The organism is Mesobacillus sp. ABV4_180 (assembly GCF_056158485.1).
The window spans coordinates 819,490-846,430 of the sequence record NZ_JBSWTJ010000001.1 but is presented as its reverse complement, the minus strand read 5'-3'; the positions used below and the strand labels follow the sequence as shown (position 1 = coordinate 846,430).

General features: G+C 45.5%; 26 protein-coding genes, 1 tRNA gene, 1 pseudogene and 1 riboswitch. Of the genes and pseudogenes, 3 read left to right on the top strand and 25 right to left on the bottom strand.

Translation table 11 applies throughout. The features are described 5' to 3' along the window. Nucleotides 1-20 precede the first annotated feature (20 nt). From gpmI to ACXAEA_RS04100, 9 genes and pseudogenes are all read right to left on the bottom strand, one after another. Entirely contained in the window at nucleotides 21-1,559 is a 1,539-nt protein-coding gene (gene gpmI / locus ACXAEA_RS04140) for a 2,3-bisphosphoglycerate-independent phosphoglycerate mutase (RefSeq protein ID WP_475094674.1), read from the bottom strand. Next, a pseudogene (tpiA, locus tag ACXAEA_RS04135) lies at nucleotides 1,552-2,314 on the bottom strand (triose-phosphate isomerase). Before tpiA ends, gpmI begins: the two are co-directional and overlap by 8 nt. Nucleotides 2,315-2,479: 165 nt before the next feature. Then, entirely contained in the window at nucleotides 2,480-3,664 is a 1,185-nt protein-coding gene (locus ACXAEA_RS04130; RefSeq protein ID WP_475094673.1) for a phosphoglycerate kinase, read from the bottom strand. Nucleotides 3,665-3,820: 156 nt separating this feature from the next. Beyond that, the gene (gene gap / locus ACXAEA_RS04125; RefSeq protein ID WP_475094672.1) at nucleotides 3,821-4,828 is read right to left on the bottom strand and encodes a type I glyceraldehyde-3-phosphate dehydrogenase; all 1,008 of its coding nucleotides are present in this window, start codon (nucleotides 4,826-4,828) and stop codon (nucleotides 3,821-3,823) included. A 49-nt stretch (nucleotides 4,829-4,877) separates the two neighbouring features. After that, on the bottom strand, nucleotides 4,878-5,903 hold the full coding sequence (locus ACXAEA_RS04120) for a sugar-binding transcriptional regulator (RefSeq protein WP_475094671.1): 1,026 nt from the start codon (nucleotides 5,901-5,903) through the stop codon (nucleotides 4,878-4,880). Nucleotides 5,904-6,025: 122 nt separating this feature from the next. After that, complete coding sequence (locus ACXAEA_RS04115) at nucleotides 6,026-6,286, bottom strand: glutaredoxin family protein (protein ID WP_475094670.1); 261 nt, start codon at nucleotides 6,284-6,286, stop codon at nucleotides 6,026-6,028. Between the two features lie 205 nt (nucleotides 6,287-6,491). Next, entirely contained in the window at nucleotides 6,492-7,835 is a 1,344-nt protein-coding gene (rpoN, locus tag ACXAEA_RS04110) for an RNA polymerase factor sigma-54 (protein WP_475094669.1), read from the bottom strand. Between the two features lie 150 nt (nucleotides 7,836-7,985). Then, a complete protein-coding gene (locus ACXAEA_RS04105) occupies nucleotides 7,986-9,020 on the bottom strand; it encodes a hypothetical protein (protein WP_475094668.1) in 1,035 nt (344 codons plus the stop codon). Between the two features lie 157 nt (nucleotides 9,021-9,177). Continuing rightward, nucleotides 9,178-9,249 (bottom strand) — tRNA-Arg (locus tag ACXAEA_RS04100). Between the two features lie 320 nt (nucleotides 9,250-9,569). On the opposite strand from ACXAEA_RS04100, the gene clpP reads away from it, so the two are divergent. Further along, on the top strand, nucleotides 9,570-10,175 hold the full coding sequence (gene clpP / locus ACXAEA_RS04095) for an ATP-dependent Clp endopeptidase proteolytic subunit ClpP (RefSeq protein ID WP_475094667.1): 606 nt from the start codon (nucleotides 9,570-9,572) through the stop codon (nucleotides 10,173-10,175). A gap of 53 nt (nucleotides 10,176-10,228) precedes the next feature. Here the strand turns inward: clpP and ACXAEA_RS04090 are convergent, their stop codons facing one another. From ACXAEA_RS04090 to trxB, 6 genes are all read right to left on the bottom strand, one after another. Further along, a complete protein-coding gene (locus ACXAEA_RS04090; RefSeq protein ID WP_475094666.1) occupies nucleotides 10,229-10,486 on the bottom strand; it encodes an HPr family phosphocarrier protein in 258 nt (85 codons plus the stop codon). A gap of 23 nt (nucleotides 10,487-10,509) precedes the next feature. After that, a complete protein-coding gene (gene whiA, locus ACXAEA_RS04085; protein WP_475094665.1) occupies nucleotides 10,510-11,457 on the bottom strand; it encodes a DNA-binding protein WhiA in 948 nt (315 codons plus the stop codon). Nucleotides 11,458-11,559: 102 nt separating this feature from the next. Beyond that, complete coding sequence (locus ACXAEA_RS04080; protein ID WP_475094664.1) at nucleotides 11,560-12,543, bottom strand: gluconeogenesis factor YvcK family protein; 984 nt, start codon at nucleotides 12,541-12,543, stop codon at nucleotides 11,560-11,562. Continuing rightward, nucleotides 12,540-13,433, bottom strand: coding sequence for an RNase adapter RapZ (rapZ, locus tag ACXAEA_RS04075; RefSeq protein WP_475094663.1), 894 nt, complete (start codon nucleotides 13,431-13,433; stop codon nucleotides 12,540-12,542). The genes ACXAEA_RS04080 and rapZ overlap by 4 nt, the downstream gene beginning before the upstream one ends. 36 nt (nucleotides 13,434-13,469) lie before the next feature. Continuing rightward, nucleotides 13,470-13,928 (bottom strand): NUDIX hydrolase, encoded by a 459-nt coding sequence (locus ACXAEA_RS04070; RefSeq protein WP_475094662.1) that lies wholly within the window; start codon nucleotides 13,926-13,928, stop codon nucleotides 13,470-13,472. Between the two features lie 503 nt (nucleotides 13,929-14,431). After that, complete coding sequence (trxB, locus tag ACXAEA_RS04065; protein ID WP_475094661.1) at nucleotides 14,432-15,379, bottom strand: thioredoxin-disulfide reductase; 948 nt, start codon at nucleotides 15,377-15,379, stop codon at nucleotides 14,432-14,434. A gap of 235 nt (nucleotides 15,380-15,614) precedes the next feature. Next, a riboswitch (TPP riboswitch) is annotated at nucleotides 15,615-15,723 on the top strand. Nucleotides 15,724-15,837: 114 nt separating this feature from the next. Between trxB and tenA the strand changes: the two genes are divergently transcribed. After that, on the top strand, nucleotides 15,838-16,527 hold the full coding sequence (tenA, locus tag ACXAEA_RS04060) for a thiaminase II (protein ID WP_475094660.1): 690 nt from the start codon (nucleotides 15,838-15,840) through the stop codon (nucleotides 16,525-16,527). A gap of 117 nt (nucleotides 16,528-16,644) precedes the next feature. Here tenA and ACXAEA_RS04055 read toward each other — a convergent pair whose 3' ends face one another. Beyond that, a complete protein-coding gene (locus ACXAEA_RS04055) occupies nucleotides 16,645-18,153 on the bottom strand; it encodes a tetratricopeptide repeat protein (RefSeq protein WP_475094659.1) in 1,509 nt (502 codons plus the stop codon). 456 nt (nucleotides 18,154-18,609) lie between these two features. Here ACXAEA_RS04055 and ACXAEA_RS04050 point away from each other — a divergent pair, with 456 nt between their 5' ends. Beyond that, nucleotides 18,610-19,581, top strand: a complete 972-nt coding sequence (locus ACXAEA_RS04050; protein ID WP_475094658.1) for a nuclease-related domain-containing protein — start codon at nucleotides 18,610-18,612, stop codon at nucleotides 19,579-19,581. A gap of 33 nt (nucleotides 19,582-19,614) precedes the next feature. Here the strand turns inward: ACXAEA_RS04050 and hisIE are convergent, their stop codons facing one another. The 9 genes from hisIE to ACXAEA_RS04005 all read right to left on the bottom strand — a co-directional run bounded on the left by hisIE (nucleotide 19,615) and on the right by ACXAEA_RS04005 (nucleotide 26,940). Continuing rightward, a complete protein-coding gene (hisIE, locus tag ACXAEA_RS04045) occupies nucleotides 19,615-20,259 on the bottom strand; it encodes a bifunctional phosphoribosyl-AMP cyclohydrolase/phosphoribosyl-ATP diphosphatase HisIE (RefSeq protein WP_475094657.1) in 645 nt (214 codons plus the stop codon). Beyond that, the gene (gene hisF / locus ACXAEA_RS04040; RefSeq protein WP_475094656.1) at nucleotides 20,256-21,014 is read right to left on the bottom strand and encodes an imidazole glycerol phosphate synthase subunit HisF; all 759 of its coding nucleotides are present in this window, start codon (nucleotides 21,012-21,014) and stop codon (nucleotides 20,256-20,258) included. The genes hisIE and hisF overlap by 4 nt, the downstream gene beginning before the upstream one ends. Beyond that, complete coding sequence (hisA, locus tag ACXAEA_RS04035) at nucleotides 21,014-21,745, bottom strand: 1-(5-phosphoribosyl)-5-[(5-phosphoribosylamino)methylideneamino]imidazole-4-carboxamide isomerase (RefSeq protein WP_475094655.1); 732 nt, start codon at nucleotides 21,743-21,745, stop codon at nucleotides 21,014-21,016. Before hisA ends, hisF begins: the two co-directional genes overlap by 1 nt. Next, nucleotides 21,742-22,383, bottom strand: coding sequence for an imidazole glycerol phosphate synthase subunit HisH (gene hisH, locus ACXAEA_RS04030; protein WP_475094654.1), 642 nt, complete (start codon nucleotides 22,381-22,383; stop codon nucleotides 21,742-21,744). Before hisH ends, hisA begins: the two co-directional genes overlap by 4 nt. A gap of 51 nt (nucleotides 22,384-22,434) precedes the next feature. Next, complete coding sequence (gene hisB / locus ACXAEA_RS04025) at nucleotides 22,435-23,022, bottom strand: imidazoleglycerol-phosphate dehydratase HisB (protein ID WP_475094653.1); 588 nt, start codon at nucleotides 23,020-23,022, stop codon at nucleotides 22,435-22,437. Nucleotides 23,023-23,088: 66 nt separating this feature from the next. After that, nucleotides 23,089-24,354 (bottom strand): histidinol dehydrogenase, encoded by a 1,266-nt coding sequence (hisD, locus tag ACXAEA_RS04020; RefSeq protein ID WP_475094652.1) that lies wholly within the window; start codon nucleotides 24,352-24,354, stop codon nucleotides 23,089-23,091. A gap of 51 nt (nucleotides 24,355-24,405) precedes the next feature. Continuing rightward, the gene (hisG, locus tag ACXAEA_RS04015; RefSeq protein WP_475094651.1) at nucleotides 24,406-25,029 is read right to left on the bottom strand and encodes an ATP phosphoribosyltransferase; all 624 of its coding nucleotides are present in this window, start codon (nucleotides 25,027-25,029) and stop codon (nucleotides 24,406-24,408) included. Beyond that, complete coding sequence (locus ACXAEA_RS04010) at nucleotides 25,026-26,201, bottom strand: ATP phosphoribosyltransferase regulatory subunit (protein ID WP_475094650.1); 1,176 nt, start codon at nucleotides 26,199-26,201, stop codon at nucleotides 25,026-25,028. The genes hisG and ACXAEA_RS04010 overlap by 4 nt, the downstream gene beginning before the upstream one ends. A gap of 196 nt (nucleotides 26,202-26,397) precedes the next feature. Further along, complete coding sequence (locus ACXAEA_RS04005; RefSeq protein ID WP_475094649.1) at nucleotides 26,398-26,940, bottom strand: acyltransferase; 543 nt, start codon at nucleotides 26,938-26,940, stop codon at nucleotides 26,398-26,400. Nucleotide 26,941: the final 1 nt, after the last annotated feature.

The window sequence follows — 26,941 nt, the reverse complement described above, 5'->3', positions numbered from 1 at the left end:
GATTAGCAGCAATTCTGCGTTTATTTTTTGAATAATGATGTTCCAGTCATTTCGGCTGGACTATTCAATCCTAATAATTCTAGCATTGTTGGTGCAAGGTCGCCGAGTATTCCGTCTTCACGAAGCTCAACGCCAGCTTTTGTAACAATGACTGGCACCGGATTTGTCGTGTGCGCTGTCATTGGATTTCCTTCAAGCGTAACGACCTCATCCGCGTTTCCGTGGTCAGCAGTGATGATCGCTGTACCGCCTTTCGAAACAATCAGGTCAACGATGCGACCAAGGCACTCGTCAACAGTTTCGATCGCCTTGATAGTAGGCTCAAGCATTCCTGAGTGTCCAACCATGTCCGGATTCGCAAAGTTCAATAGAATCGCATCGAAGTTGTCAGCTTCGATTTCCTTGATCAATGCATCGGTTACTTCGTAAGCGCTCATTTCTGGCTGCAGGTCATATGTCGCAACTTTAGGCGAATTGATCAGGATTCGCTTTTCGCCAGGGAATTCCTGCTCTCGGCCGCCGCTCATGAAGAATGTTACGTGTGGATATTTTTCCGTTTCAGCGATGCGAAGCTGTGTCATGCCCGCCTGTGAAATCACTTCACCAATCGTGTTGTCAAGATTGGAAGGCTCGAACGCCACATAACCGTCAACTGTCTCACTGAAGTGCGTCAGGCACACGAAGTGAAGTTTCTCAGGATGAGCATCTCCGCGGTCGAATGAACGGAAATCTTTATTTGTAAAAGTATTTGAAATCTGGATTGCACGGTCAGGACGGAAGTTGTAGAAAATCACAGCATCGTCGTTCTTGATCGTAGCAACTGGTGAACCATCTCGCTGAACTAGAACAGATGGGACAACGAATTCATCAAAGATTCCGTTATTATAGTTATCTTCAATCAATTCCATTGGGTTAGAATACGTAGGTCCGTCGCCGTACACCATTGAACGGTAGGATTTCTCCACACGCTCCCAGCGCTTGTCACGGTCCATAGAATAGTATCGCCCAGAAATCGTCGCAAATTCACCGACACCGATTTCGCTCATTTTTTCTAGTGCTTGTTTGATATATCCAGGTGCAGTTTGCGGTCCAACATCGCGGCCGTCAAGGAATCCGTGTACATACACTTTTTTCAGGCCTTCTCTTGCTGCAAGCTTCAATAAAGCAAACATATGCTCAATATGGCTGTGCACGCCGCCGTCAGACAACAGCCCCATCAAATGAAGGGCAGTGCCTTTTTCCTTCGCATGCCTGATTGCCGCAAGGAAGGTTTCATTTTTTTCAAACTCGCCTTCACGAATTGAGATATTCACGCGTGTAAGGCTCTGGTAAACGATACGGCCAGCACCAATGTTCAGGTGTCCAACCTCTGAGTTACCCATTTGGCCCTCTGGCAGGCCAACCGCTTCTCCGCTCGCAATTAACTGTGCATGTGGGAAGTTGTTCCAGTAGCGGTCAAAGTTTGGCTTTTTCGCTTGCGCTACCGCATTCCCCTTTGACTCGGGGCGGCATGCAAAGCCGTCCAGAATGATCAAAGCTGTTGGTGACGTTTTACTCATTCGAACCTGCCTCCAATAGCTGCAAGAAAGAATCTGTCTCAAGGCTTGCTCCGCCGACCAATGCGCCGTCGATATCAGGCTGTGACATGTATTCCTGGATGTTTCCTGGCTTTACGCTTCCGCCATATTGGATGCGAACTGCTTCAGCCACTTCAGGTGAGAATTGCTCTGCGATCACTTTGCGGATGTGTGCGCAAGTTTCGTTCGCATCTTCAGCTGTAGAAGATTTTCCTGTTCCGATTGCCCAGATAGGCTCATAAGCGATCACAGTTTGTTTTACCTGCTCGTCTGTCAGGCCGTTAAGTGCTGCCTTGATCTGGCCGCCAACGAATTCGTTTGTTTCGCCGTTTTCGCGCTGTTCAAGCGTTTCGCCGCAGCAAACGATCGGAGTCAGATTGTATTTGAATGCTGACAAGGTCTTTTTGTTAACCGAATCGTCTGTTTCATTGAACATTTCACGGCGTTCAGAGTGACCGATGATCACGTATTTTGCGCCGATATCCTGCAATGCTTTCGGACTGATTTCGCCTGTAAAAGCACCATTTTCTTCAAAGTGCATGTTTTGTGCACCAATTTCAACATTCTGAATTCTGCGTTAGCTCGACAAGCTGTCCAAGGAACAATGCCGGGGCACAAACTACAGATTCAACCTTGTCATTTGACGGAACAAGTCCGCTTACTTTTTCGATAAAATCTTTTGCTTCAGGCAGCGTTTTATGCATTTTCCAGTTTCCTGCAATGATTGGTTTTCGCATGCTGACACTTCCTTTCATGTTTGCTGCTTCATGCAGCATGTAATGCTTTAAAAAATCCCCTCTGGATGTTGGGCTGAATTTATTCTTTTTAAAAAGAGCGGCTTAACAACAGCGGTCAGGATCCGCAACCGTGCACTGCCGCGGCCCCGCTCCTGGATAAAAACCTTACTTATCGTTCAATGCCACTACGCCTGGCAGCTGCTTGCCTTCCATGAACTCTAGGGAAGCGCCGCCGCCCGTGGAGATGTGGCTCATTTTATCAGCGAGGTTGAATTTTTCAACTGCTGCTGCAGAGTCTCCTCCGCCGATGACCGAATATGTATCGTTAGCATCGGCTAAAGCTTGTGCTACAGCCTTTGTACCTTCTGCGAACTTGTCGATTTCGAAGACACCCATTGGTCCGTTCCAGATGACCAATTTAGACTTCTGGATCACATCGCGGTAAGTTTCAGCTGTTTTAGGCCCGATATCAAGAGCTTCCCAGTCTGAAGGAATTTCTTCAATCGCAACGACCTTTGTATTTGCATCAGCAGAAAAATCATCGGCAACGATTGCGTCTACAGGCATGTAGAAGTTAACGCCCTTTGCCTTTGCTTTTTCCATGAAGCTCTTAGCCAATTCAATTTTATCTTCTTCTAAAAGAGACTTTCCGATTTCGTGGCCCTGTGCCTTTACGAACGTATAAGCAAGTCCGCCGCCGATGATCAGGTTATCTACTTGTTCTAACAGATTGTCGATGACACCAATCTTATCTTTAACTTTTGCTCCGCCAATGATTGCTGTGAACGGTCGCTCTGGGTTTGATAATGCTTTACCAAGAACCTCAAGCTCTTTTTCCATCAGGAAGCCTGAAACTGCAGGGAGGTGCTTTGCAATGCCCTCAGTTGAAGCGTGCGCACGATGGGCAGCTCCGAAAGCATCGTTTACGTATACATCTGCCAAATCAGCAAATGCCTTTGCCAGTTCAGGATCGTTCTTCTCTTCGCCTGGATAGAAGCGGACATTCTCAAGAAGCAGGACATCGCCTTCGTTCATGCTGTCGATTTCAGATTTTACAGAGTCGCCATAAGCTTCGTCTGTTTTCTTTACATCCTTGCCAAGCAGCTCAGACAAACGCTTTGCTACTGGAGTCAAACGCAATTCTTCAACAGCCTGCCCTTTTGGACGGCCAAGGTGGCTTGCAAGAAGGACTTTCGCTCCCTGCTCAACCAGGTATTGGATCGTTGGCAAAGCCGCACGGATCCTTGTTTCATCTGTTACCTGTCCATCCTTCATCGGCACGTTGAAATCAACGCGGCAAAAAACTCGTTTCCCTTTTACATCCACATCTTTAACTGTCTTTTTGTTCAAGGCTAGAGACCTCCTTTAAAATGGCACCTGAGCCTCCTGGCTGATGCCAGTGGCTGCAAGGCGATTAAGCAGAAAAAGAGGAGAGGGACTTTTCCCCGCTCCCCTTTTCATCCTACTACATTATAGTCAATATTGGATTGGTTATCCAATATTAGCTTACAGACCTTTTTTAGCGATGAAATCACATAGGTCAACTACACGGTTAGAGTAACCAGACTCGTTGTCATACCAAGAGATTACTTTTACCATGCTGCCTTCCATAACCATTGTTGAAAGTGCATCGATTGTAGAAGAGTTTGCACAGCCATTGTAGTCGCTAGATACTAGCGGCTCTTCGCTGTAACCAAGGATTCCTTTAAGGTCGCCTTCTGAAGCTGCCTTAAGAGCATTGTTGATTTCTTCTACTGTTACGTCTTTTTCAAGCTCAGCAACAAGGTCAACTAGTGAAACGTTTGGAGTTGGTACACGCATTGCTCCACCGTTCAATTTGCCTTTAAGCTCAGGCAATACTAGAGAAACTGCCTTTGCAGCACCAGTTGTTGTAGGAATGATGTTTTCCGCAGCTGCACGCGCACGACGGTAGTCTTTGTGCGGAAGGTCAAGAATTTGCTGGTCATTTGTGTATGAGTGAACAGTTGTCATCATACCGCGCTTGATTCCGAAGTTGTCGTTCAATACTTTCGCGAATGGAGCCAAGCAGTTTGTTGTACAAGATGCGTTAGAGATTACGTGGTGGTTAGCCGCATCGTACTTGTCATCGTTAACACCCATTACGATTGTGATATCTTCGTCAGTCGCTGGAGCAGAGATGATAACCTTCTTAGCGCCTGCTTCAAGGTGCTTAGCAGCGTCAGAACGCTTAGTGAAACGTCCAGTAGATTCTACTACGATTTCTACGCCAAGGTCGCCCCAGCCAAGCTGTGCAGGATCTCTTTCTGCCAAAACTTTAACGCGCTGTCCTGCAACTACAAGATAGTCGCCGTCAACTGTTACTTCTTCATTCAAAGTTCCATGAACTGTATCATATTTTAAAAGGTGAGCAAGCATGTTTGCATCAGTTAAGTCGTTAACTGCCACTACTTCTACGTTAGGGTTTTTTAATGCTGCGCGGAAAACAACGCGTCCAATTCTACCAAATCCGTTAATACCAATTTTTACTGCCATGTGTATTTCCTCCTTTGATTCCTTAAAAGGTGTTGTTTATATAAAGGTGTTACCCTTGTAACAATGTTTTAGCGGCTCCCTCATCCGTGATCAGGATTGTAGAAGAAGGTGCCTGTTTCATATAGGCTCTGATTGCCTTTGCCTTTGATTCACCGCCGGCTACCGCAATGACATCGCCGATATGTTCGAGATCATTAAGTTGGAGACCGATCGTCAGCACTTTGTGGACGATTTCCCCGGCTTCGTTAAAATAATAACCAAAAGCCTCGCCAACTGCTTTTCCATCGAGGATTTTCTGAAGATCCTCATGGCTGGTATTTCGACGTTCCGCCATTGTAATAGCGTCTCCAATACCATGTAAAACCATGCTTGCTGATTTAACTAAATTCCAAACCTCATAAATCAGCGGCTCTTTGATGAAGGATTCATAAATCTCGCTGCTGACCTGGTCCGGTACGTAAAAAACCCGATGGCGTGAATTCGTATTGTCCGCCATGTTTGCGCAAATCGTGTTTGCCTGATTCTTGACGTCCTCGCCAATTCCGCCCCTTGCAGGCACGAACAGCAAATCCTTCTCTCCGAAATCGGGTGTCAACATATCTGCCACAGCCGCCATAGTCGATCCTCCAGTTACAGCAATTATATTGTTGCTTTGGAGAAGATCTCTCATGCTATTTGCCGTCGCACGCCCCAGCTCGCTTTTGACCCATGGCGAACGGTCGCTGTCTCCTGGGACAACAATCACTTTCCGGATGCCCATGCGCTTTTGCAGCTGCTGCTCTAATGTGTTTATACCCATTATGTCTCGCATTACTCTATCAAGACTTTCCAGTATATCTTTTCCCTCTTCGGTCAAGGTCATTCCCTGAACCGACATCGAGATCAGATTCTGGTCCTTCAAAAATTCAACCTCAGAACGCAAAATCCGTTCAGTCAGATTCAAACTGACGGATAAGTTTCTCCTGCCAACTGGCTGCATCACGTTTATGTATTGGAGGATGAGGTATCGTTTTTGCATAACTTGCATTAAATCGGGCAATATTCTTTTTTGAATATCAATGAGCGATTGATCCATATGATATTCTCCTTTATCAGTGTTGGTCAAAAAATGTCCCGCCAAGACATATTATGTCCCACCTGCGGTAAAAAAAATCACCCCTGCTACAAAATTCATTCTAACAGGAGTGAAAACCTTAATCAACTAATAAACTCAAGGTTTTTTCGTGAAAACGCTTCACTTATGAACTTTTTGTTCACATTGCCATATTGCAGTTCTTCCCCGTCCAATTCCACGACAGGAATCATGATTCCATACTTCTCAACAAGCTCATCATCAAGGTCGATATTGATTTCTTCTATTGTAAAATTCCATTGCTGCTGAAGGTCTTCGAGGATTTCTCGTGCTGTTTCGCACAGATGGCAGCGGGGACGGGAGTATAGTTTGACTGTTTTTTTCATTTTTGCTCTCCTTAGACTAGTTGAATACCCTTTTTCTTCGCCAAAAATGTTGAATTCTTTTACAGAAAACACATTTATCCGCATATCTTGACTTTATTCGCAAATAAACAATTTTAATCGCAAATCCAGAGAGTTTATTCGCAAAAAAAGAAATTTATTCGCAAATAACGACTCTTTATTCGCAAAACGGAAATATAATCCAATTTCAATCAAAACGTTTCCGTTTGGATGACGATGGTATGCCCAACTGGTCACGGTATTTTGCGACGGTTCTCCTCGATACGACCATTCCTTCCTGTTCCTTTAACATTTCAACAAGGACCTGGTCGGATAGTGGTTTCTGCTTATCTTCTTCTTTTATATAGTGCTCGATCGCTGCTTTCACTTTTTGCGATGAAGCCTGGTCATTTTCGGTTGTTTGGATCGCACTTGTGAAAAAGGACTTCAATTCATATGTCCCGGATGGGGTTTGCATAAATTTTTCACGGACAGTCCGACTTACCGTGGATTCATGGATTTCGAGCTCTTCCGCGACTTCTCTCATCGTCATCGGTTGCAGGTGTGCAGGCCCTTTTAAAAAGAAATCCTCTTGCTTTTCGATGATTTTCATCGAGACCTTCAACAGTGTTTCCTTTCTCTGTTCGAGACTACGCTGGATCCACTGATAATCCCCATGCTTTTCCTGAAGAAATTTATTCACTTCCTTGTCCTTATGTCCGGACAGCTGTTGATAGTATCCTGCATTAAAGGAAACCTTCGGGATCAGTGCATCAAAAACACTGATGCTCAATTCGTCTCCCTCGCGCTTCACAACCACATCGGGAACAATATAGGCCGGCTTTCCGCGCTGAAAAGACGCCCCGGGCTTTGGATTCAACTGCTGGATACTGTCATGAACTTTCTGGATGTCCTTCAAATCGACGTTCAGCATTTTCGCCAGCGCCTTCCATTTTTTCTCGGCAAAAAGAAGAAAATGGTCCCGGATAATTTTTATGGCCAATACATTTTCTGGAGTCCTGCCCTGTCTTGTTAATTGAAGCAGCAGGCATTCCTGCAGGTCCTTGGCCGCTATGCCGGCAGGATCCAGAGATTGGAGTTTAAAGAAAGCGGAATCAATTATTTCTTCGTCACCCGCGTATTTTTTTATAAGGTCTTCCCTTTGGATATTTAAGTAACCGTTTTCATCTATGTTTTCAATCAACTCATGTAAAATCAGTTTTTCTTCCGGAGTAGCTTTTATCAAGTTCAATTGAGATAGCAGGTGTTCCTCAAGGGTATCACTCTCATGTGACCCAATCTGCTCGATTAGGTTTCGCTGATCCCGTTCAAACGACTTCCTTTGCGTCTTTCGCGTTCGGTCCATACTGGCATCAAAATGAGAAATATTTTTAAAGTCTACTTGAATAAGGGGATTTTCCATCGATTTAGCTTCAAGAAAAGCCGCAAGCTCCTGTGCGGAATATTGCAAAAGCGCAATCGCCTGGGTAAGCTCCTGAGTCATCGCCAATTTTAACGTCTGCTTTTGCCACAATCCAGCTTTCAGATCCATCTAAATCACCCCTTCATTTATTTTACATGATAAAAGGGAATTGGTGTATGGAAAGTATTTGCCACGCTTCCAAAACAAGAATCCCCTTGCCTGATAAAGTGGCAGGGGGATTTCAGTTATTTTGGAATCATTCAACTTCTGACTACTGAATTATCCTAGGTCTGAGACACAATTAGGGAGTTCAACAGTATAGTTAATTACAGCATCACCAGTGCCAGTCGGTCTTACCGAATTAACCGTAATTGTGGTGTTTTCACAACCTGGTTCCTCGAAGTCCGGCATTTCACCAGGACAGGTAAAGCATACTTGGGTTACAGTGACTTCATCGTAACAGCACTCATATAATCGCCCTCCACACTGTCCTTGTTTCGGGACGTTAAACTGTATTTGCAACCTTACTTGGCGAGTCCATCTTAAGACAGGGACACAGCATGTTAAAGTTTGGTCGCAAACAAATACCTCAGCTGGAGCTTGACACGGTCTGGAGGTCGCACTTCCAACACTGCCGATACAAAAACCAAATAGTACATCTGCTGGGTCAGTACTAGCTAACCTGAAGCAAGTGGGCGGAAAATCCACACGACAATTAAATGTGTTTTGATCATCAGGGCATAGACATTGATTGTCACAATCGACTACACATGCTGGAAGGCAGATTTCTCCACAAAATTCAGCTTCCCCTTCCTGACCACCTTGCCCAATCTTTAGGGCTATACATCCTATTTCGTACATTGGCGGCTGTGGTAGTGTAATTGCAAATATTTGTGAATTACCTGCGTCTAGTTCGCCTATTTCATCAAATTTAAACCCAACTAATCTTTCTCCAGCACTACAATCCGACCTAGGAGGGCAAGGCAAAGGCGCAGCCGTGAATTCTTCATTTTCACAATCTCCATACGGCACTAGTTCTCCAGGTGTTGTTCCAGTAGTGAAAATCGGGGTCGCTAAGCATTCAGTAATTTGTGAACGACACTCAAAGTCAATACCTAGTACCCAATCACTCAATGCCCGCGGAGCGTTAATATTATCTATTTGGTATACCCACCTATATCCACCTGCCACTGGCTCAACTCTCAACAACGTTACATTAAAACCACCCACAGGAACAGGTTCAAAACAACTATCAGGTATTTGCTGTACTTGATTAATTTCTGCCAAATTCATCTTCCTTTCATATTTTTTCAAGACTTTAGACAGTCTCTTTATACACTATGAAAAGACAGGAGGACTTGTTTGATTGAATCACCTATACAAGTTGTGCTTATTTACCTAATTTACAAAAAATAAATAGAAGCATATAAAAATCCCCCAGCGCTTAAATTAAGCGCTGGGGGATTTAGGACGCCCTCGGCAGGAATCGAACCCACATCTCAAGAACCGGAATCTTACGTGCTATCCGTTGCACCACGAGGGCATGTATAAAGTTAGCGTTACGCTTACCTATTATAGGGTATGTTTCCCTTGTTTGCAAGAATGTTTTTTGGAAGAGGGACCATTGGAATCGTTTAAAAATGTTATTGTTGGGTAAGATGGATACGGTACAGCAAATTGGAATATACATTATTGTCGAACTGTTTATGCAGGCTTTGTAAGCGATTCGTTTGACCTTCATTGACCATGCGTGTATCATTAAAATTACATAGGTATTATGGCAAACGATCCAGTTTATGCCAGCCTGCTATCTGCCATGAAAATGGCAATGAATGATCTTTATGTTAAAGGAGGAAAAAACACATGAACTTGATTCCTACAGTTATTGAACAAACGAATCGGGGCGAACGGGCATATGATATTTATTCCCGCCTTTTAAAGGATCGCATCATTATGCTGGGAAGCGGGATTGATGACAATGTTGCAAATTCAATCGTAGCTCAGCTGCTTTTCCTGGAAGCTGAAAATCCGGAAAAAGACATTTCCATCTACATCAATAGCCCGGGCGGCAGCATCACTGCCGGCATGGCAATCTATGATACTATGCAGTTCATCAAGCCTGATGTCCAGACAATCTGTATCGGTATGGCTGCATCCATGGGTGCATTCCTGCTTGCTGCCGGAACGAAAGGCAAGCGCTATGCCCTTCCTAATGCTGAAGTCATGATCCACCAGCCACTTGGCGGTGCTCAGGGACAGGCGACAGAAATTGAAATCGCTGCGAAGCGCATCCTTTTCCTTCGTGAAAAGCTTAATACGATTCTTTCAGAGCGCACTGGCCAGCCGCTTGATGTCATCGCGAAAGACACTGACCGCGATAATTTCATGACTGCTGAACGTGCGAAGGAATATGGTCTTGTTGACCAAATCATCACTCGCAATGTACTAGAAGAAAAGAAAGATAAATAAACAGATTAAAAACTCGCTCCTGAGTGCCAGGAGCGAGTTTTTTAGTGGAAATTCTAGTTTTCCTTCTGGATATATTCAGCCAGCTTTTCCAAAGCTTCGTCTTCGTCATTTCCGTCTGCAATCAAGTTAACGGATGCGCCTGCGCTTACGGCAAGGCTCATCAGTCCCATGATGCTCTTTGCGTTTACTTTCTTTCCGTCTTTCTCAAGGAAAATATCAGACGAGAACCGGTTTGCTTCCTGTACGAACAATGCTGCCGGACGAGCTTGTAAACCTGTTTTGAGCTTGACTTGCACTTGTCTTTCGACCATTTGTGTTTTCCTCCTCTAACCCTCTATTTATTGATGATCTGGCCGGCACGCAGTTTTTCTGCTATCTCATCTATTTTCCGGAGCCGGTGATTGATTCCTGATTTACTGATTGTTCCGCCTGTTACCATCTCGCCCAATTCCTTCAGAGTAACATCCTGGTAATCGACCCGAAGTTGGGCTATTTCCCTCAATTTATCCGGTAAAATGTGAAGGCCTACCGAATCGCGAATATATCGGATGTTTTCAACCTGCCTAAGGGCCGCCCCGATCGTCTTGTTCAAGTTTGCTGTTTCACAATTGACCAGTCGGTTTACTGAGTTTCTCATATCACGTACAATCCGGATATCCTCGAATCTTAACAGCGCGTTGATCGCGCCTACGATATTCAAAAACTCGGTGATTTTTTCTGCTTCTTTTAAATATGTGATAAAACCTTTTTTCCGCTCAAGCGTTTTGCTGTTCAGGCCAAAGGTATTCATCAATTCACATAATGAGTCATTATGCTCCTGGTACATAGAGGCTATTTCAAGATGATAGGAAGATGTCTCCGGATTGTTGACAGACCCTCCTGCCAGGAATGCGCCTCTAAGGTAAGAACGCTTACAACATTTCTTCTTCACCAATTCTGGCGAAATTTCATGAATGATTTCAAAGCCTTCTCCTAAAATCTTTAAATCCTCCAGAATTTCTCTGGCTGATTCCTTCAAGCGGACAATATAAACATTATTCTTTTTCAGCCTCATCTTTTTGCGCACCAGCAGTTCCACCTGGACCTGATAGCTTTTCTTGATCAAAGTATAGATGCGCCTTGCAATTGCGGCATTTTCAGTCTGTATGTCTACGATGAGTTTGCGATTTGAGAAGGAAAGGGAACCATTCATCCGGATCAAAGCGGACAGTTCCGCGATTGCGCAGCAGCCCTTCACGTCAATATTCGTGAGTTCCTTTTTTGTTTCCGAAGCGAACGACACCTTCTCACCCCCTAATTTGTATAGCGCAGCAACCTGATTTATTTAAAAGCTTCGACGATATTTATACTGGTCCGAAAGAAGACAAACGCTTGCATCCTCTATTTACGCGTTATATCTCTTTTTGGTTTCATTTAAAATCATAGAATATAAAATTTCTGCTACTTTTTTTGTATCGTGCCTGATGACATTGCCCTCGAGTTCAGCGATTTCCTCCTGGACAACCTCAACCCCAAGGGACATCAGCATATCAAGATCAAAATGAACAGGCTGGGCAAGCTCCTCCTTGTATCTGAGCTCGACATCCGGCGGGATGGTTTCGCTGTTAACAAGGATTGTATCAATAAAAGCACAATCTACATGGTCATAGATTGCTTTTATATGGTCACTGGCAGCAAAGTCATGTGTCTCTCCTGCCTGCGTCATCAGGTTGCAAATATACACTTTTCGCCCCTGGGCCTTGCATACTTCATTCCCCAGTTTTTTAACTAGAAGGTTTGGCAGGATGCTCGTATATAAGCTTCCTGGACCAATGACAATCAAATCAGCCTCCCTGATTGCCTGGAGCGTTTCCGGAAGCGGCTTGACACCTTCAGGATTGAGGAATACCCTCTTGATCCTTTTACCCGAGTAAGGAATTTTCGATTCGCCCCTGACAATGCTGTTATCCTCCATTACCGCATTCAGCATGACACTTCTGTTCGCTGCCGGGAGCACCTTGCCGCGCACATTCAGGACCTTGCTCATTTCCTGGATGGCATGGACGAAGTTACCGGTAATCGATGTCATTGCCGCAAGAATCAGGTTCCCAAGAGAATGGCCGGACAATTCATTAGAAGTATTGAACCGGTGCTGGAACATCTCTTCAATCAACGGCTCCACGTCTGACAGTGCAGCAAGGACATTTCGGATATCACCAGGCGGAGGAATATGCATATCCTCCCTAAGCCTGCCTGAACTTCCGCCATCATCGGCAACTGTCACGATCGCGGTGATATCAACAGGGTATTTCTTCAGGCCGCGAAGAAGGACTGGCAAGCCGGTTCCTCCCCCGATGATGACGATTCTTGGCTGTCGGTCCGTCATCATGTGGTCTGTCCCTTCCTTTTTTCAATATCCCGGTGTGTCACACGAGTATGATAGTCCTTCTCGAAAAACTTGGCGATATGTTCAGCAAGTGCAACAGAGCGATGCTGTCCGCCTGTGCAGCCGATGGCGATGATCAGTTGGGCCTTGCCTTCTCGCTTGTAATGCGGAAGCATGAAGCTCAAAAGGTCCGTCACCTTTTCAAGGAACTTGGTCGTTTCGTTCCATTTCAAAACATATGTCGACACATCTTCATCAAGACCTGTTTTTGGACGCATATGATCAATATAGTGCGGATTCGGCAAAAAGCGCACATCGAAAACTAAATCAGCATCGATCGGAATTCCATGCTTGAATCCGAAAGACATCACATTTACGGTGAAAATGGTCTTTTTATTGACTGAAAACTCCTCAAGGATTTTCTCACGAAGCTCCTTCGGTTTCATGTCAGTTGTTTTATAGATGATTTGTGCTCTGCCCTTCAGCTCTTCCAGAAGCTCGCGCTCAAGCTGAATGCCTTCAAGCGGAAGTCCGGATGGAGCCAGCGGGTGTGAACGCCTTGTTTCTTTATAACGGCGCACAAGCGTTGAATCATCAGCGTCAAGAAACAATACCTGCGGTGCAACCCATGAAGTTTCAGCCAAATCATCAAGCGCTTTAAACAGCGAGTCAAAAAACTCACGGCCGCGCAAATCCATGCCAAGTGCGACTTTATTCATTTTATTGCCTGATTCCTTCATTAGCTCAAGGAATTTCGGCAGCAATGTTGGCGGCAGATTATCCACGCAGAAAAATCCTAAATCCTCAAAACTCTGGATCGCGACGGTCTTTCCAGCGCCAGACATCCCTGTAATAATCACGAGCTGGGTATCAGTAGTTGAACCGGTACTCATTTCTCTTTCCCCCTGAAAATGAAGTTTAATACGATATCAATTAGGATCGAGCCTGTAGTTGATCAGCTCAAAATCCGGTGTATAAGTAAAGGTTCCGTAGATAATACCCTGTCCATGGACCATATAATCCAGGATATGATAATCGCCTGCAGCCATCGGAAGATCTTTGATGGTATCGAGGTCATGCCAGGATATCGTTCCTTCCTCCGATTCATCAAGGTTGATTCCATCCGCTGCAGTAGCGTAAAAAGTGAACATCATCCACTCGGACACCACTTGATCGTCTTCTTTGATGACAAACGTGAAAATCCCTTTAATCTGCGGGTTTCTCAAGTATATGCCCGTTTCTTCGCGGAATTCCCTGACACAGGAATCCTTCACGGTTTCTCCTGGTTCCATTTTCCCGCCCGGAGCCACCCACCAATTGCGGCGCGGCTTTTGCAGCAGTAAAATTTTTTTATCTTTTACCAAAACACAATTCGTCACGCGCTGCATCGATTCCACCTCTTCAAATATACATACGTGCCCAATCACATACCTTCATGTTTTAGACACTGAAGCTGGACATTTTGCTATAACTGCTTTTGATGAAAACGCTGTAAGCTAATATAAAAGCAGTGCTCAATGCGAAAACAGCCATTGATCATACGCCGAACTTTTATTCTTTCCATTATACTATTTTTAGATTTTCGCCACAATGAATACAAAGATGATATTTTTGTTAAGGATTGTCAATTAGAAGTATGGTCGACTAGGAGAGGTGTTATAATCCCTGGAAGCAGCCTGTTTCACTTTTATGTAAAAAAAGAAGCACAGGATAACCTGTGCCGTCAAAGGATTATATTTTTAAAAGGGGGTCAATTTCTACTTCTATAATACCCCATGATTGTTTCACTACTGTTACAGAAGAATTAATATCTAATTACGTTTTGTTAATTTATGCCGAGACATGCTGTTTTTACCAATTAATTTCTGACAGATTCAGCAGTCCATAAAAATTATGCGTTTGCTTTTAATTCTTCAACGAGCTCTTCGACATAATGCTGTGCGTTCTGGGCTGCGATACTGCCATCACCCGTTGCTGTAACAATTTGTCGAAGTGTTTTTTCACGAATATCACCAGCTGCGAAGATGCCCGGAACTTTCGTTTCCATTTGCTCGTTCGTTTCGATGTAGCCGTTGCCGTTTGTGATTCCAAGGCCTTCGAACGGCTTCGTCAGCGGAACCATTCCAATATAAATGAAAACACCGTCAGCCGCGAATTCTTTTTCTTCGCCATCTTGTGTGGAAACAAGTGTCACGCTGCCAACCTTTCCGTCCCCATTGATTTGCTTGACAGTATGGTTCCAGATGAAATCAATCTTGTCATTGGCAAATGCACGGTCTTGAAGGATTTTTTGCGCGCGAAGCTCATCGCGTCGGTGAACGATCGTCACTTTTGAAGCGAAACGGGTCAGATATACACCCTCTTCAACCGCAGAGTCTCCGCCGCCGACTACCACAAGTTCTTTTCCTTTAAAGAATGCACCGTCACAAACTGCACAGTAAGAAACGCCGCGGCCCCCGAGCTCCTGTTCGCCAGGAACGCCAAGCTTCTTGTACTCAGCACCTGCAGAGATGATGATCGAGCGTGCTTTATATTCTTTGTTTCCAGCCTTGATCGTTTTATATTCTTTGCCGTCGATGACTTCCTTTACATCACCGTAAGCATATTCCGCACCGAATTTTTTTGCGTGGTCGAACATCTTGGTCGAAAGTTCCGGTCCCAGGATGTGGTCGAAGCCAGGGTAGTTTTCAACTTCCTCTGTATTAGCCATCTGTCCGCCCGGTACGCCGCGCTCAAGCATCAGCGTCGACAAGTTCGCACGTGATGTATAAACAGCTGCCGTCATCCCTGCCGGACCCGCACCGATGATAATGACGTCATAAATTTTCTCTTCTGACATGGTGTACAACTCCTTTGAATATCATAATCCGCAATCATTTTCGGTTTTCATTCGAAAATAGTATTTCCTGCCTAAACATATCCTATAAAACAGGAAGCATATAGTCCAAAAATATGCTTGAAAAATGATCGTGTTCACTTATTTGCCAAAAATGGTTTGATGGACAGGATCTGTTTAAAATATTGACATAAATACGCAGGATGTTATGATGATTTACAAATAAACACTTATAATGCAAATCTGCTAGGGGAGCCTTTTGCTAAGGCTGAGATTAAAGTGAAACTTTAAGACCCTTTGAACCTGATCTGGATCATACCAGCGTAGGGAAGTGGAGTATCTGGAGCTTATCGATTTTACTTGCTGCCAATACGACCACTTTCTGCCTGCAGAAAGTGGTTTTTTTATTGGAAAAAAGTATCCTTCAACCTGAGGATGCTGAAATCTAAGGAGGTTTTTTCATGTCCAGTTTTACACAGATCATTCGTCAAGAAGCAAACAAGATTTGGGAGGCAAATTTCAACCACCCTTTCGTACAGGGAATCGCCGATGGAACATTATCACTTGAAAGCTTTCATTATTATGTCTTGCAGGATTCTTATTACCTTTCCCACTTCGCTCGTATCCAGTCGATTGCTGCTTCACGCGCGGAGGATTTGGCTACAACATCCAGAATGGCTGCCCATGCCCAGGGTACATATCAGGCTGAGCTTGGCTTACACGAGAAATTTATAGGACAGCTTGGGGTCACAAAGGAAGAGTTGCAAAGCTTTGAACCCGCACCGACAGCCTATGCATATACCTCCCACCTTTACCGGGTGGCCGCATCAGGAAGTCTTGGTGAAATCATTGCCGCCATTCTGCCTTGCTACTGGATTTACTATGAGATTGGAGAAAAGCTTAAGAATGCAACGCCAGAAACCACGATCTACCAGGAATGGATCTCGGCCTATGGAAGCGACTGGTTTGGCGATCTTGTGAAAGAGCAGCTCAATCTTTTGGATAAACTGGCAGAGAGCTCATCGGAAAATGAAAGAGAAAAAATGAAACAGCATTTTTTGATTAGCAGCCATTACGAGCTGCAATTCTGGGAAATGGCCTACACGCTTGAAGGGTGGGAAATCAACGATTACAAAGCCCTCGTAAGGTAAGCTGGGAAATTTTCATGCCAGGGGAATAAAGCGTACAGGTCACAAGAGAAATAGAGTTATTGTCGAAGTACAAAAAAAGGCCAGCCCTTCTGCCAATCAGATGGGCTAGCCTTTATTTTACATGCTGTCTTCTTCCTGAAGGAACTCGTTTGCCAAATTAATATATTTGGATAGCGTGGAGACAGACAATCCGTATTTTTTCGCGACTGCCTGTTTGGATGTCTTGATATTTCTTAGCTTATCCCAGAGATAGTCAACTGCCGCAGCCCATGCTTTCTTGTTTTTGAAGTCATAGCCTGCTTTCGCTGCCTGCTCGAATACTGAAAACCACATAATGTAGACGCCAGCTTCATTTTTGCTGATTGGCCGGTGGTGGTCGTACAGGAGCTTAGCCGTTTCATGCGCGCCTTTGACCTCCTCTTTCCTGCTGTTCAACTTGCCTGATGCCAGGTAGGAAAGATACGATTTTTCCATTTCCGTCATTTTATCTGTGGATTTATCCGCTTCGAGTATTTCTTTCTTTTTTGCGGACACAGATGTAAGGAAAAGGGCAAATAGACGCTCTTCCGGATAATCACTGTTCAGCTGGTTCAGGATGGCAGATACCTGGGTTTCGAACTTCACGCCTGGTTGATCAGCCCAAGGTTCCATGCCTTCTTTTTCCGGACTGAACTCGAGTACCTTTTTCCACACTAAACGTGCTGTATTTTCCCTGCCGGTAAAATAAGACGCGTGAGCCAGCCAGTAATAGAATGCTCCGTCGCCTTCAAAGCCTGATTTTTGCAGCTTCTTCAGCCATCTGTAAGCCAGTTCGTATTCGCCGACAAGCGCAAAGGTTGCGCCAAGCTTGAACTGATGCTCAACATGGATTGGATGTATTTTTTCTAAGGAGTCCTTTAAATCCTGGCCTTCCTTATCGTGACCCTGGTAATGCGCAAAAACAAGGGCATTGCACAATGCGTGCAGATTGCCTGGGTTCTGCTCGAATACATCATTCAGGATGTCACGAGCCTTAACCGTCTCACCAAGGTAAAAATAAGCCAGCGCGAGATTATTGTAAGCCGACCAGTATTCTGGATACTCTTCGATGACTTCCTGGAAAATCTCAATCGCCTTCGGAAACTCACCGGATTCGAGGTGATTTCTTGCTTCCTCCTGCTTGATGATCAAGTCATCCTCTTCGTAATAATCCTCATCCATTTCTTCCGCCTCAAGCGTCAGAAGCTCAAGAAGGTCGTTCGCATCTTCAGCAAACTCCCCGTCTTCATTCAATTCCAAGTATAAGTTCGCATGCCTGAAAGCATCCCGAAATAATCCCATATGAGCATAGTTATTCGCTAAGAAATAATGGCTCTCCGCCATGTTTTCATCAAGTTCTTCGAGGACCAAGTGCAAAAGACGGTTAGACTGCTGGTATTCCCCCAACTCCGACTGCACGATTGCCAGCTGGCAAACGATCATCGGCTCGCCGGGTTCAAGCTGCATTGCGCGCTGGAAATACTTTTCAGCCTTCTTCAAATCCCGCCTGTGGAAAGCCTTGACCCCTTTGGTGAAGTAGTATTCACCTGTAGGAACAAATGACAGCAATAGGCCTTTTTGTTTCCTTGCTTTAGAGTCTTTTCCCATGTGATCCTCCGTAAAAAAAATTGTGAAACCTTTTATTAGTTAGTCTCGGAACCTTGATTTGTATATAAATACACATATAGTGTTTTATCGAAGCAACTTTAACTAATGTAGTATAACATACGGACAGAGTATTCGAGAAGGTGTGGATTTGAAAATGTAGTGGCGGGGTGGAGATTGGGAGATTGGATGAGTGGCAGGCATGGGGTTTTAGCTAAAGGAGGTAGTTGGGTTTTCATGGGTTGGTCGATATATTGGGGAAAGTGGTCGATATATTGGGGAAAGTGGTCGATATATCTTAAAATGTGGTCGATATATTTAAAAATCCGCTGATATAATGCAAAATGTGGTCGATATATTTTAGATTTCGCCAATAAAATCAATGCATGGAACAAATAGAAGGTATTTTGCAATAACGAGGCGAATAGATACAGTAAAAATTTCAAGGAGTGATGGCATTTGATCGGGAAATATAGAGAATATCCGAAAGAATTATTGATTCTCGAAGCAATAGTGAGGCGTTACCCTCATCAAGATCATCAAAAAGCAGAACTAGAAAAGAAACTTTATCGAAAACGAGCCGGTTACAAAGGCGAAAAGACACTGGATTACTTTTTAGCCCAAATCGACCACTCGGAAATGTTGATTTTGCACGATTTAAGAATCCCCATCAACGGTACCCACTTCCAAATTGATACCCTAATCATTACCCCTTTTTATCTCCTCATTATTGATTCCAAAAATTATGCAGGAACACTGATTTTCCTTCCCGAATTCAACCAACTCCTCCGAATCCACAATGATATAGAAGAAGTTTTTTCTGATCCGATTCTCCAAACAAAAATCCAGGCATCCCAATTAAAAGCATTTCTTGGAAAACATCACATTAACTCGCCTCCTATTGAATACCTTGTTGCGATCAGCAATCCGCAAGCCTTCATTAAAAATCCCACAAATGATCGAGAAGTCAGAAACAGAGTGTTCAGGTCTTCGAATATTGCATTTAAAATCCCTTCATTCTATCAAAAGCATACAAAATCCATCCTTTCTAAAAATGACATAAAAAAAATCTCCAGACATTTAATAAAGGCGCATGAATCATTAATTCCTAACCCAAAAACAATGAACCTGCCATTCGATAAAATGGTTCAAGGTGTACAATGTCCAAACTGTGATGTATTCGGATTGGACTACCACCAGGGGAAATGGACTTGCAAAAGCTGCGGATACAAATCAGCCGATGCCCATATCCAGGCATTGAGAGATTATTTCCTCATTTATGGTCCATCAATTACCAGCAAGCAATTCCGCGAATTTATGAAGCTTAAATCTTCTTCTACTGCAAAACGACTTTTATCAACCATGGACTTATATTTTATCGGCACGAATAAAGGACGTTCCTACTCTCCGTCAAAAAACTTCTTTTCCTAGAGGTGGTTAAAAGCAGAAGAAACCCAGCGCGATTCATTCTTCTGCGCCGGGTTTCTTCCTTTTATTTAATACAACTAGTACTTCTTTAAGCGGCAGTTTTTGTTCCTGCAGGAGAACCATAAGATGATAAAGCAGGTCGGCTGCTTCCCACTTGAGTTCTTCCTGGTCGCGATTCTTGGCTGCGATGATGACTTCGGCGGCTTCTTCGCCTACTTTTTTCAAGATCTTGTCGACGCCTTTTTCAAAAAGGTACGTTGTGTAGGCGCCTTCTGGCATTTCCTGCTCTCGCACTCGGATTGTTTTTTCCAACTCGAGCATGACGGCAAAATCAGCTAATGATGTACCCTCAGCTGCGGACGCATCCAGCAGGTTTTCAGAGAAGCAGCTGACAGAACCCGTGTGGCACGCCGGACCAGCAGGTTCGACGAGCACGACTAAAGCGTCACCGTCGCAATCATATTTAATCTCGACGATTTTCTGGGTATTGCCGCTCGTCGCTCCTTTATGCCACAGCTCCTGGCGGGAACGGCTGTAGAACCAGGTTTCGCGGGTTTCAAGCGACTTTTCCAGAGATTCTTTGTTCATATATGCTACAGTCAAAACTTCCCTCGTCGCAGAATCCTGGACGACAACAGGAATCAACCCATTTGCATCAAATTTTAATTTATCTATATTCATCGTACAGTCACTCCTTTTTCGCGGAGATAGGATTTTACCTCTTTTACCGAAGTTTCGCGGTAATGGAAAATGGAAGCTGCCAGTGCGGCATCTGCTTTTCCTTCAATAAAAGCATCGACGAAATGATCAGAGTTTCCGGCACCGCCTGATGCAATGACCGGTACTGTTACCGCCTCACTCACAGCACGTGTCAGGGAAAGATCGAAGCCTTTTTTCTCGCCGTCGCTGTCCATGCTCGTCAGCAGGATTTCCCCTGCTCCAAGTCGGACGGCTTCTTTTGCCCATGCGATGACTTCCCAGTCGGTTGGCGTGCGGCCGCCATGGGTGAAAACCCTCCATGAGCCTAGATCAGAGTCGTATTTTGCATCAATCGCTACGACGATGCACTGGGCACCGAAGAATGCGGAACCTTCCGCAATTAATAGCGGATTGTTGACTGCGGCAGTATTCAATGACACCTTGTCTGCACCAGAGCGGAGCAATTTTTTCATATCATCCAGGGTGTTGATCCCGCCTCCGACCGTGAAAGGAATCGCCAGCTCTGACGCAACTTCCCTGACTACCTCGACCATCGTCTTCCGCCCTTCAACGGAAGCAGAGATATCGAGGAACACAAGCTCGTCGGCGCCCTGCTCATCGTAAAAGTGGGCAAGCTCGACCGGGTCGCCGGCATCGCGGAGCTGGACAAACTGAACTCCTTTAACAACTCGGCCATCCTTTACGTCAAGGCAGGGGATGATTCGTTTGCTAAGCATCAGGCATTCCCCGTTTCCAGCGCAGACTTTACCGAAAAACGCCCTTCGTAAATTGCTTTCCCGACGATCGCCCCGCTGACTCCATCTCCACTTAACTGGCGGAGGGCGGTTAAATCTTCAAGCGAGCTGACTCCGCCCGATGCGATCACGCTTTTCCCCGTTTCGATTGCTAGCTGGCGTGTAGCCTCCACATTCGGGCCAGCTAGCGTGCCATCTGTTGCGATATCGGTAAAAATAAATGTTTCCGCTCCAGCATCTGCGAACCTTTTTCCGAGCTCAATTGCCGTCACTTCAGAGGTATTCAGCCAGCCATGGGTCGCGACAAGGCCATTTTTCGCATCAAGGCCAATCGCAATTCTCGTTCCGTATTTCCTGACCATTTCTTCTGCGAAGTCAGGGTTAGAAACAGCAATGCTGCCGATGATGACGCGAGTGACGCCATTTTCAAGATAGTGGTTGATATCCGCTTCGCTGCGGATGCCGCCGCCAATCTGGACGTTCACGCCAAGCTGTTGCGCCGACTGGATGACAAATTGATCGTTTACCCGTTTCCCGTCTCTTGCGCCATCGAGGTCGACCATATGAATCCATTCCGCACCTTCAGCCGCAAACTTTTTCGCCATTTCGAACGGAGAATCGCCATATACTGTTTCCTTGTCATAATCGCCTTGTAAGAGCCGGACGCATTTTCCGCCGCGCATGTCGATCGCTGGGTAGATTGTGAATTTCATAAGTCTGACTTCCTTTCTGCTGCAAGTTCCGCAAAATTGCGGAGCAAGCCCATCCCCATATCACTGCTTTTTTCCGGATGGAATTGCATTCCGAATATATTTCCCCTGCCGACAATCGCAGGTACTTCGACGTCATAATAGTCACCGACTGCAACCAGGACATCCGGGTCACTTGTTTTTACATAATAAGAGTGAACGAAATAGACGTAATCTTCTTCAAGAGATTCCAATAAGGGAGATTCACCAGTAAAACGAAGCTTGTTCCAGCCCATGTGCGGCACTTTATAGGCTTCGCCATCAGCAGTCTCCCCGCTGAATTTCCCGACTTTGCCAGGAAGAAGGCTCAAGCCCTTTGTCAGGCCATTCTCAGTGCTCTCTTCAAACAACAGCTGCATGCCGAGGCAGATTCCGAGAACCGGCTTGCCGGTCGCTGCAAATTCACGGATCATTTCCGTCAGACCGGTGCGATCCAGCACATCCATCGCGTCACGGAATGAGCCGACGCCCGGGACGAGCAAGGCATCCGCCTCCATCAATCCGTCCTTATATTGTGAGATAAAATAGGGCGCATCCAGCCGTTCCAACGCTTTGCTGACGCTGAACAGATTGCCCATGCCGTAGTCGACGATGCCAATCATGGTTTAAACTTCCTTCCTATTTGCAATGTGCAAGTTTCATGAAATGTCTTATTACAGCATCCCCTTCGTTGAAGGAACACCTTTTACCCGCGGGTCGATGGTGCTTGCTTCATCAAGCGCCCGGCCCAATGCTTTGAATACGGCTTCGATCATATGGTGTGTGTTTTTGCCGTAGTGGACGATGACGTGCAGATTCATTCTCGCTTCAAGCGCGAGCTTCCAGAGGAACTCATGAACGAGTTCAACATCAAATGTCCCCACCTGCTGGGATGGGAATTCCGCTCGCATTTCAAGGTGAGGGCGGTTGCTTAAATCAATTACCACTTGCGCCAGAGCTTCATCCATTGGCACAAAGGCGTTGCCGTAACGCTTGATTCCCTTTTTATCGCCAAGTGCTTCACGAAGTGCCTGTCCGATGCAGATCCCAATGTCTTCTGTCGTATGGTGCCCATCCACTTCTACGTCTCCCTTTGCATCCACTGTCAGGTCAAACTGGCCATGCTTTGCAAACAAATCGAGCATATGTGAAAGGAAAGGCACTCCTGTTTCAAGGTGAGTTTTTCCTTCGCCATCGATGCCAAAAGTCAGGTCGATTTTCGTTTCATTCGTATATCGATTCACCGTTGAGGTGCGTTCCATAATATTTACCTCCATTTTTTGGTCCAACCGAGTGGTTTTCTATGGGTCCAAATCTAAAATCAGCCTTTATTTAAGTCTCGTCTCTACTGCCCGTGCATGTGCTTCCAATCCTTCAAGCCGTGCGAACTCGGCTATTTTCGCTCCGTTATCATTCATCGCTTTTTCGCTGTAAAGGATGATGCTTGATTTCTTTTGGAAATCCTCGACGCTCAGCGGACTTGAGAATCGGGCTGTACCATTCGTTGGCAGGACATGATTCGGTCCGGCAAAATAATCGCCGACAGGCTCCGAACTGTACCGTCCCAGAAAAATCGCACCAGCATGCTTTATTTTACCGAGCAATTCCATCGGATTCTCTGTTACGATTTCCAGATGCTCAGGTGCCAGCTGATTGATTGCCGCAATTGCTTCATCCATGTCAGCCGCAACGTAAATTGCACCAAAATTTTCTATCGCTTGAGTGGCGATTTCTTTCCTGGGCAAATGAGACAGCTGTTTATATACTTCATTTTGTACGTCTTCAGCAAGCTCTTTTGAGGTCGTCACCAAGATCGCACATGCCCGCGGGTCATGCTCTGCCTGAGAAAGCAGATCAGCCGCAACTTCATTGGCATGTGCAGTATCATCCGCTAAAATGCCAATTTCACTTGGCCCGGCAATCATATCAATCGCGACATCACCAAAAACTTCACGCTTGGCAAGGGCGACATAGATATTCCCCGGCCCGGTAATTTTATCAACCGGCTTGATCGTTTCCGTTCCGTAAGCAAGGGCTGCAATCGCCTGCGCTCCGCCAACTTTATAGATTTCTTTTACCCCGGCAATGTCGGCCGCAACCAGCACACCTGCCGGCAGCCTGCCTTCACGGTCAGGAGGAGACACCATCACGATGCGCTCAACCCCAGCTGTTTTGGCAGGGATGACATTCATCAGAACAGATGAAGGATAGGCAGCTGTCCCTCCAGGTACATATACACCGACTGAATCGAGCGGTGTCACCTTCTGGCCAAGCATCGTGCCATTTTCCTCCGTTGTCATCCAGGATGGACGCAGTTGTTTTTCATGGTATTTACGGATATTGTCGGCGGCTTCAGCAATGATTTTTACAAGCGTATCGCTTACTGATTGATATGCTTCCGAAATTTCTTTCGGAGTTACCCTAAGATCGGTTAGCATCACTGAATCAAATTTTTCCGTAAAAGACCTGACAGCCTGATCACCAGATTCCCTGACCTCCGCGATAATTGCCTGGATAGCTTTGCGCTGCTCCTCTGTTCCGCCATCAACCGTCCGTTTCAGTGATACACTGCCATCTATTAGTACGATTTCCATCGAGACTCAAATCCTTTCAGATTCACAATCATTTCTCTCGTTAAAACTTTGTTAAATCACTTCGGTCAATCGCTTAATCAGTTCACTGATACGGACGTCCTTGATCCGATAGCTGACTGGATTGACAATCAATCGTGAAGTCACATTTGTAATCGTCTCATATTCGACCAGTCCGTTTTCCTTCAAAGTTCTTCCCGTCGATACAATATCGACGATTCTGTCTGCAAGGCCAATCAATGGCGCGAGCTCAATAGAGCCGTTCAGCTTGATGATTTCAACCTGCTCGCCTTGTTCCCGGAAATAAGCTGCTGCGATATTTGGATATTTCGTCGCGATTTTCGGGGCCACATCATTCATTTTCGTATCAGGTAGACCGGCAACTGCCAGATAGCAGCCACTGATTTTTAAATCAAGCAGCTCATATACATCACGCTCTTCTTCAAGCAGGACATCTTTCCCGGCAATGCCCAGGTCGGCGACACCATGTTCCACATATGTAGCCACATCCATCGGTTTCGCTAAAATGAAGCGGAATTTCTCTTCATCGACATCGATGATCAATTTGCGTGAATCATCAAATTCGGGAGGCAAATCAAATCCAGCGCGCCGGAGCAAGTCTGCTGCTTCATTAAAAATCCTGCCCTTAGGCATGGCAATGGTTAGCTGATCATTCATTGCACTCCCTCCTTCCCGACTAGAAACACAACATCTGAAAATACATCGGAACATGCATCGAGATTTCGCACGGCGCTGATGTCTTGCAATACAACCCTCTGACCGTCTTCTCTGCGCTGCGCCGCTAACTGGAATGCTTCCTTTCTTCGCTCTGCACTGAAAAGAATGCATGTGACCGGCTCAGGCTTGCCCAAGTCTCCCAGGCTTTCGAGCAGGCGATCGAGCCTGATTGCGAACCCTGTCGCTCCCGTCGATTTGCCAAACTTCTCAAGCAATTTGTCATAGCGTCCGCCATTCCCGATTGGAAAGCCGACCATCCCTGCATAGACTTCAAAGAGGATTCCTGTGTAATAGCTCATATGGCTGACGATTGTTAAATCAAATTTTATCCTGTCGCTATCCCCGAAATCTTCGAGTACATCCCAAAGCAGCTTCAGCTCATCCAGTGCCGCCTTTCCTTTCCCGTTCTCGACAAGCTCTGATGCCTTGTCGATCACCTCCGGACCTCCCCTGAGTTCGAGGAATGCTAGCAATCTTTGTGAATCGATTGATGACAGTGGCAATGATTTTACGTGCTCCCGGTAGCCTACGTAATTCTTTTCATATAAAAATTTCGTCAATTCTCTGGCACGTTCTTCTGTGCCTAGAATCTGGACGAACAACTCATTGACGAAGCGAACATTTCCGACAGACAGCTGGAATTGTACAAGACCTGCTTTTTTTAATGAAGAAATCGCCAGCGCAATCATTTCTCCATCAGCACTGACAGAGTCGTCTCCTATGCACTCGACACCGATCTGTTCGAATTCTGCCGGCCTGCCGCCTTCCCGCTGCTGGGCGCGGTATACATTTGCCGAATAAGCAAGCCTCAATGGCACCTGGCCCTTGAAAAGTTTTGAAGCGGCAACCCGGGCAATCGGTGCGGTCATATCCGGCCTGAGAACCAGTGTGTGGCCCTGCTGGTCCAACAGCTTGAATAGCTGCTGGTCAAGGATTGCTGAAGCAGTACCCACCGTTTCGTAATATTCCAGCGTTGGAGTCTCAATGAATTGGAAGCCCCAACGCTTCATTTCTTTTTCAATAGCACTTCGAACTTTATCCTTCGCTTCGTGCAATTCAGGAAGGGTATCCCTCATGCCAAGCGGTTTTTCAAACATGAATAATCTGCTCATATCTTCCACCCTCTTCGTTGCTGGTGTTTTCTATTTAAATTATCAAAATCCTTTAGTTCGCTAATATGGTAACAAGATGAAGTTATATGTAGTGTACCTTTCATTGTAGTATCCGTCAACCAAAACCTCTTCATGTTTGCTTTTAATAAAATAAAAAAGCGAAGCGGATCAAAATAATCCGTTTCGCTTTTTACAATTATTGTTTAGTTGTGGGCTGTCCATAAATTTCATCGTCGGCCCATCGTTCAGCAAGTTCTTCTTTTGTGTAAATGACTTGCATTGGGTTGCCCCCGACGAAGGCTCCTGCTGGTACGTCTTTATGGACGAGGGTTCCGGCGGAAACAATTGCTCCGTCGCCGATCTTGATGCCGGGCATGATCGTGGAGTTTGCGCCGATCATGACTTCGCTGCCGATCTCGACGTCGCCTAGGCGGTATTCTTTGATCAAATATTCGTGCGCTAGAATCGTGGTGTTGTAGCCAATCACTGTATTGCGGCCTACGGAAATTTTTTCAGGGAACATGACGTCAAGCATGACCATGAGCGCAAACGAGGTCTGGTCCCCGACATCCATCCGCAAAAACGTCCGGTACAGCCAGTTTTTCAACCCAAGAAATGGGGTGTACCGCGCTATCTGGATGACGACAAAGTTTTTTACTACCTTCCAGAACGGTACTGTTTTATAAACATGCCAGAGAGAGTTTCCGCCTTCAACACGATAGCGCGTCGTCCTTCTCATC

Coding starts and splice junctions, on each gene's coding strand:
- hisB (WP_475094653.1), bottom strand. CDS start 23,022: ATGGAACGCACCTCAACGGTGAATCGATATACGAATGAAACGAAAATC.
- ACXAEA_RS04090 (WP_475094666.1), bottom strand. CDS start 10,486: ATGGTCGAAAGACAAGTGCAAGTCAAGCTCAAAACAGGTTTACAAGCT.
- ACXAEA_RS04115 (WP_475094670.1), bottom strand. CDS start 6,286: ATGAAAAAAACAGTCAAACTATACTCCCGTCCCCGCTGCCATCTGTGC.
- rpoN (WP_475094669.1), bottom strand. CDS start 7,835: ATGGATCTGAAAGCTGGATTGTGGCAAAAGCAGACGTTAAAATTGGCG.
- hisF (WP_475094656.1), bottom strand. CDS start 21,014: ATGCTTAGCAAACGAATCATCCCCTGCCTTGACGTAAAGGATGGCCGA.
- ACXAEA_RS04080 (WP_475094664.1), bottom strand. CDS start 12,543: ATGATGACGGACCGACAGCCAAGAATCGTCATCATCGGGGGAGGAACC.
- ACXAEA_RS04070 (WP_475094662.1), bottom strand. CDS start 13,928: ATGCAGCGCGTGACGAATTGTGTTTTGGTAAAAGATAAAAAAATTTTA.
- clpP (WP_475094667.1), top strand. CDS start 9,570: ATGAACTTGATTCCTACAGTTATTGAACAAACGAATCGGGGCGAACGG.
- tenA (WP_475094660.1), top strand. CDS start 15,838: ATGTCCAGTTTTACACAGATCATTCGTCAAGAAGCAAACAAGATTTGG.
- hisH (WP_475094654.1), bottom strand. CDS start 22,383: ATGATTGGCATCGTCGACTACGGCATGGGCAATCTGTTCAGCGTCAGC.
- hisD (WP_475094652.1), bottom strand. CDS start 24,354: ATGGAAATCGTACTAATAGATGGCAGTGTATCACTGAAACGGACGGTT.
- hisA (WP_475094655.1), bottom strand. CDS start 21,745: ATGAAATTCACAATCTACCCAGCGATCGACATGCGCGGCGGAAAATGC.
- hisG (WP_475094651.1), bottom strand. CDS start 25,029: ATGAATGATCAGCTAACCATTGCCATGCCTAAGGGCAGGATTTTTAAT.
- ACXAEA_RS04055 (WP_475094659.1), bottom strand. CDS start 18,153: ATGGGAAAAGACTCTAAAGCAAGGAAACAAAAAGGCCTATTGCTGTCA.
- rapZ (WP_475094663.1), bottom strand. CDS start 13,433: ATGAGTACCGGTTCAACTACTGATACCCAGCTCGTGATTATTACAGGG.
- ACXAEA_RS04010 (WP_475094650.1), bottom strand. CDS start 26,201: ATGAGCAGATTATTCATGTTTGAAAAACCGCTTGGCATGAGGGATACC.
- ACXAEA_RS04005 (WP_475094649.1), bottom strand. CDS start 26,940: ATGAGAAGGACGACGCGCTATCGTGTTGAAGGCGGAAACTCTCTCTGG.
- gpmI (WP_475094674.1), bottom strand. CDS start 1,559: ATGAGTAAAACGTCACCAACAGCTTTGATCATTCTGGACGGCTTTGCA.
- trxB (WP_475094661.1), bottom strand. CDS start 15,379: ATGTCAGAAGAGAAAATTTATGACGTCATTATCATCGGTGCGGGTCCG.
- gap (WP_475094672.1), bottom strand. CDS start 4,828: ATGGCAGTAAAAATTGGTATTAACGGATTTGGTAGAATTGGACGCGTT.
- hisIE (WP_475094657.1), bottom strand. CDS start 20,259: ATGAATATAGATAAATTAAAATTTGATGCAAATGGGTTGATTCCTGTT.
- ACXAEA_RS04120 (WP_475094671.1), bottom strand. CDS start 5,903: ATGGATCAATCGCTCATTGATATTCAAAAAAGAATATTGCCCGATTTA.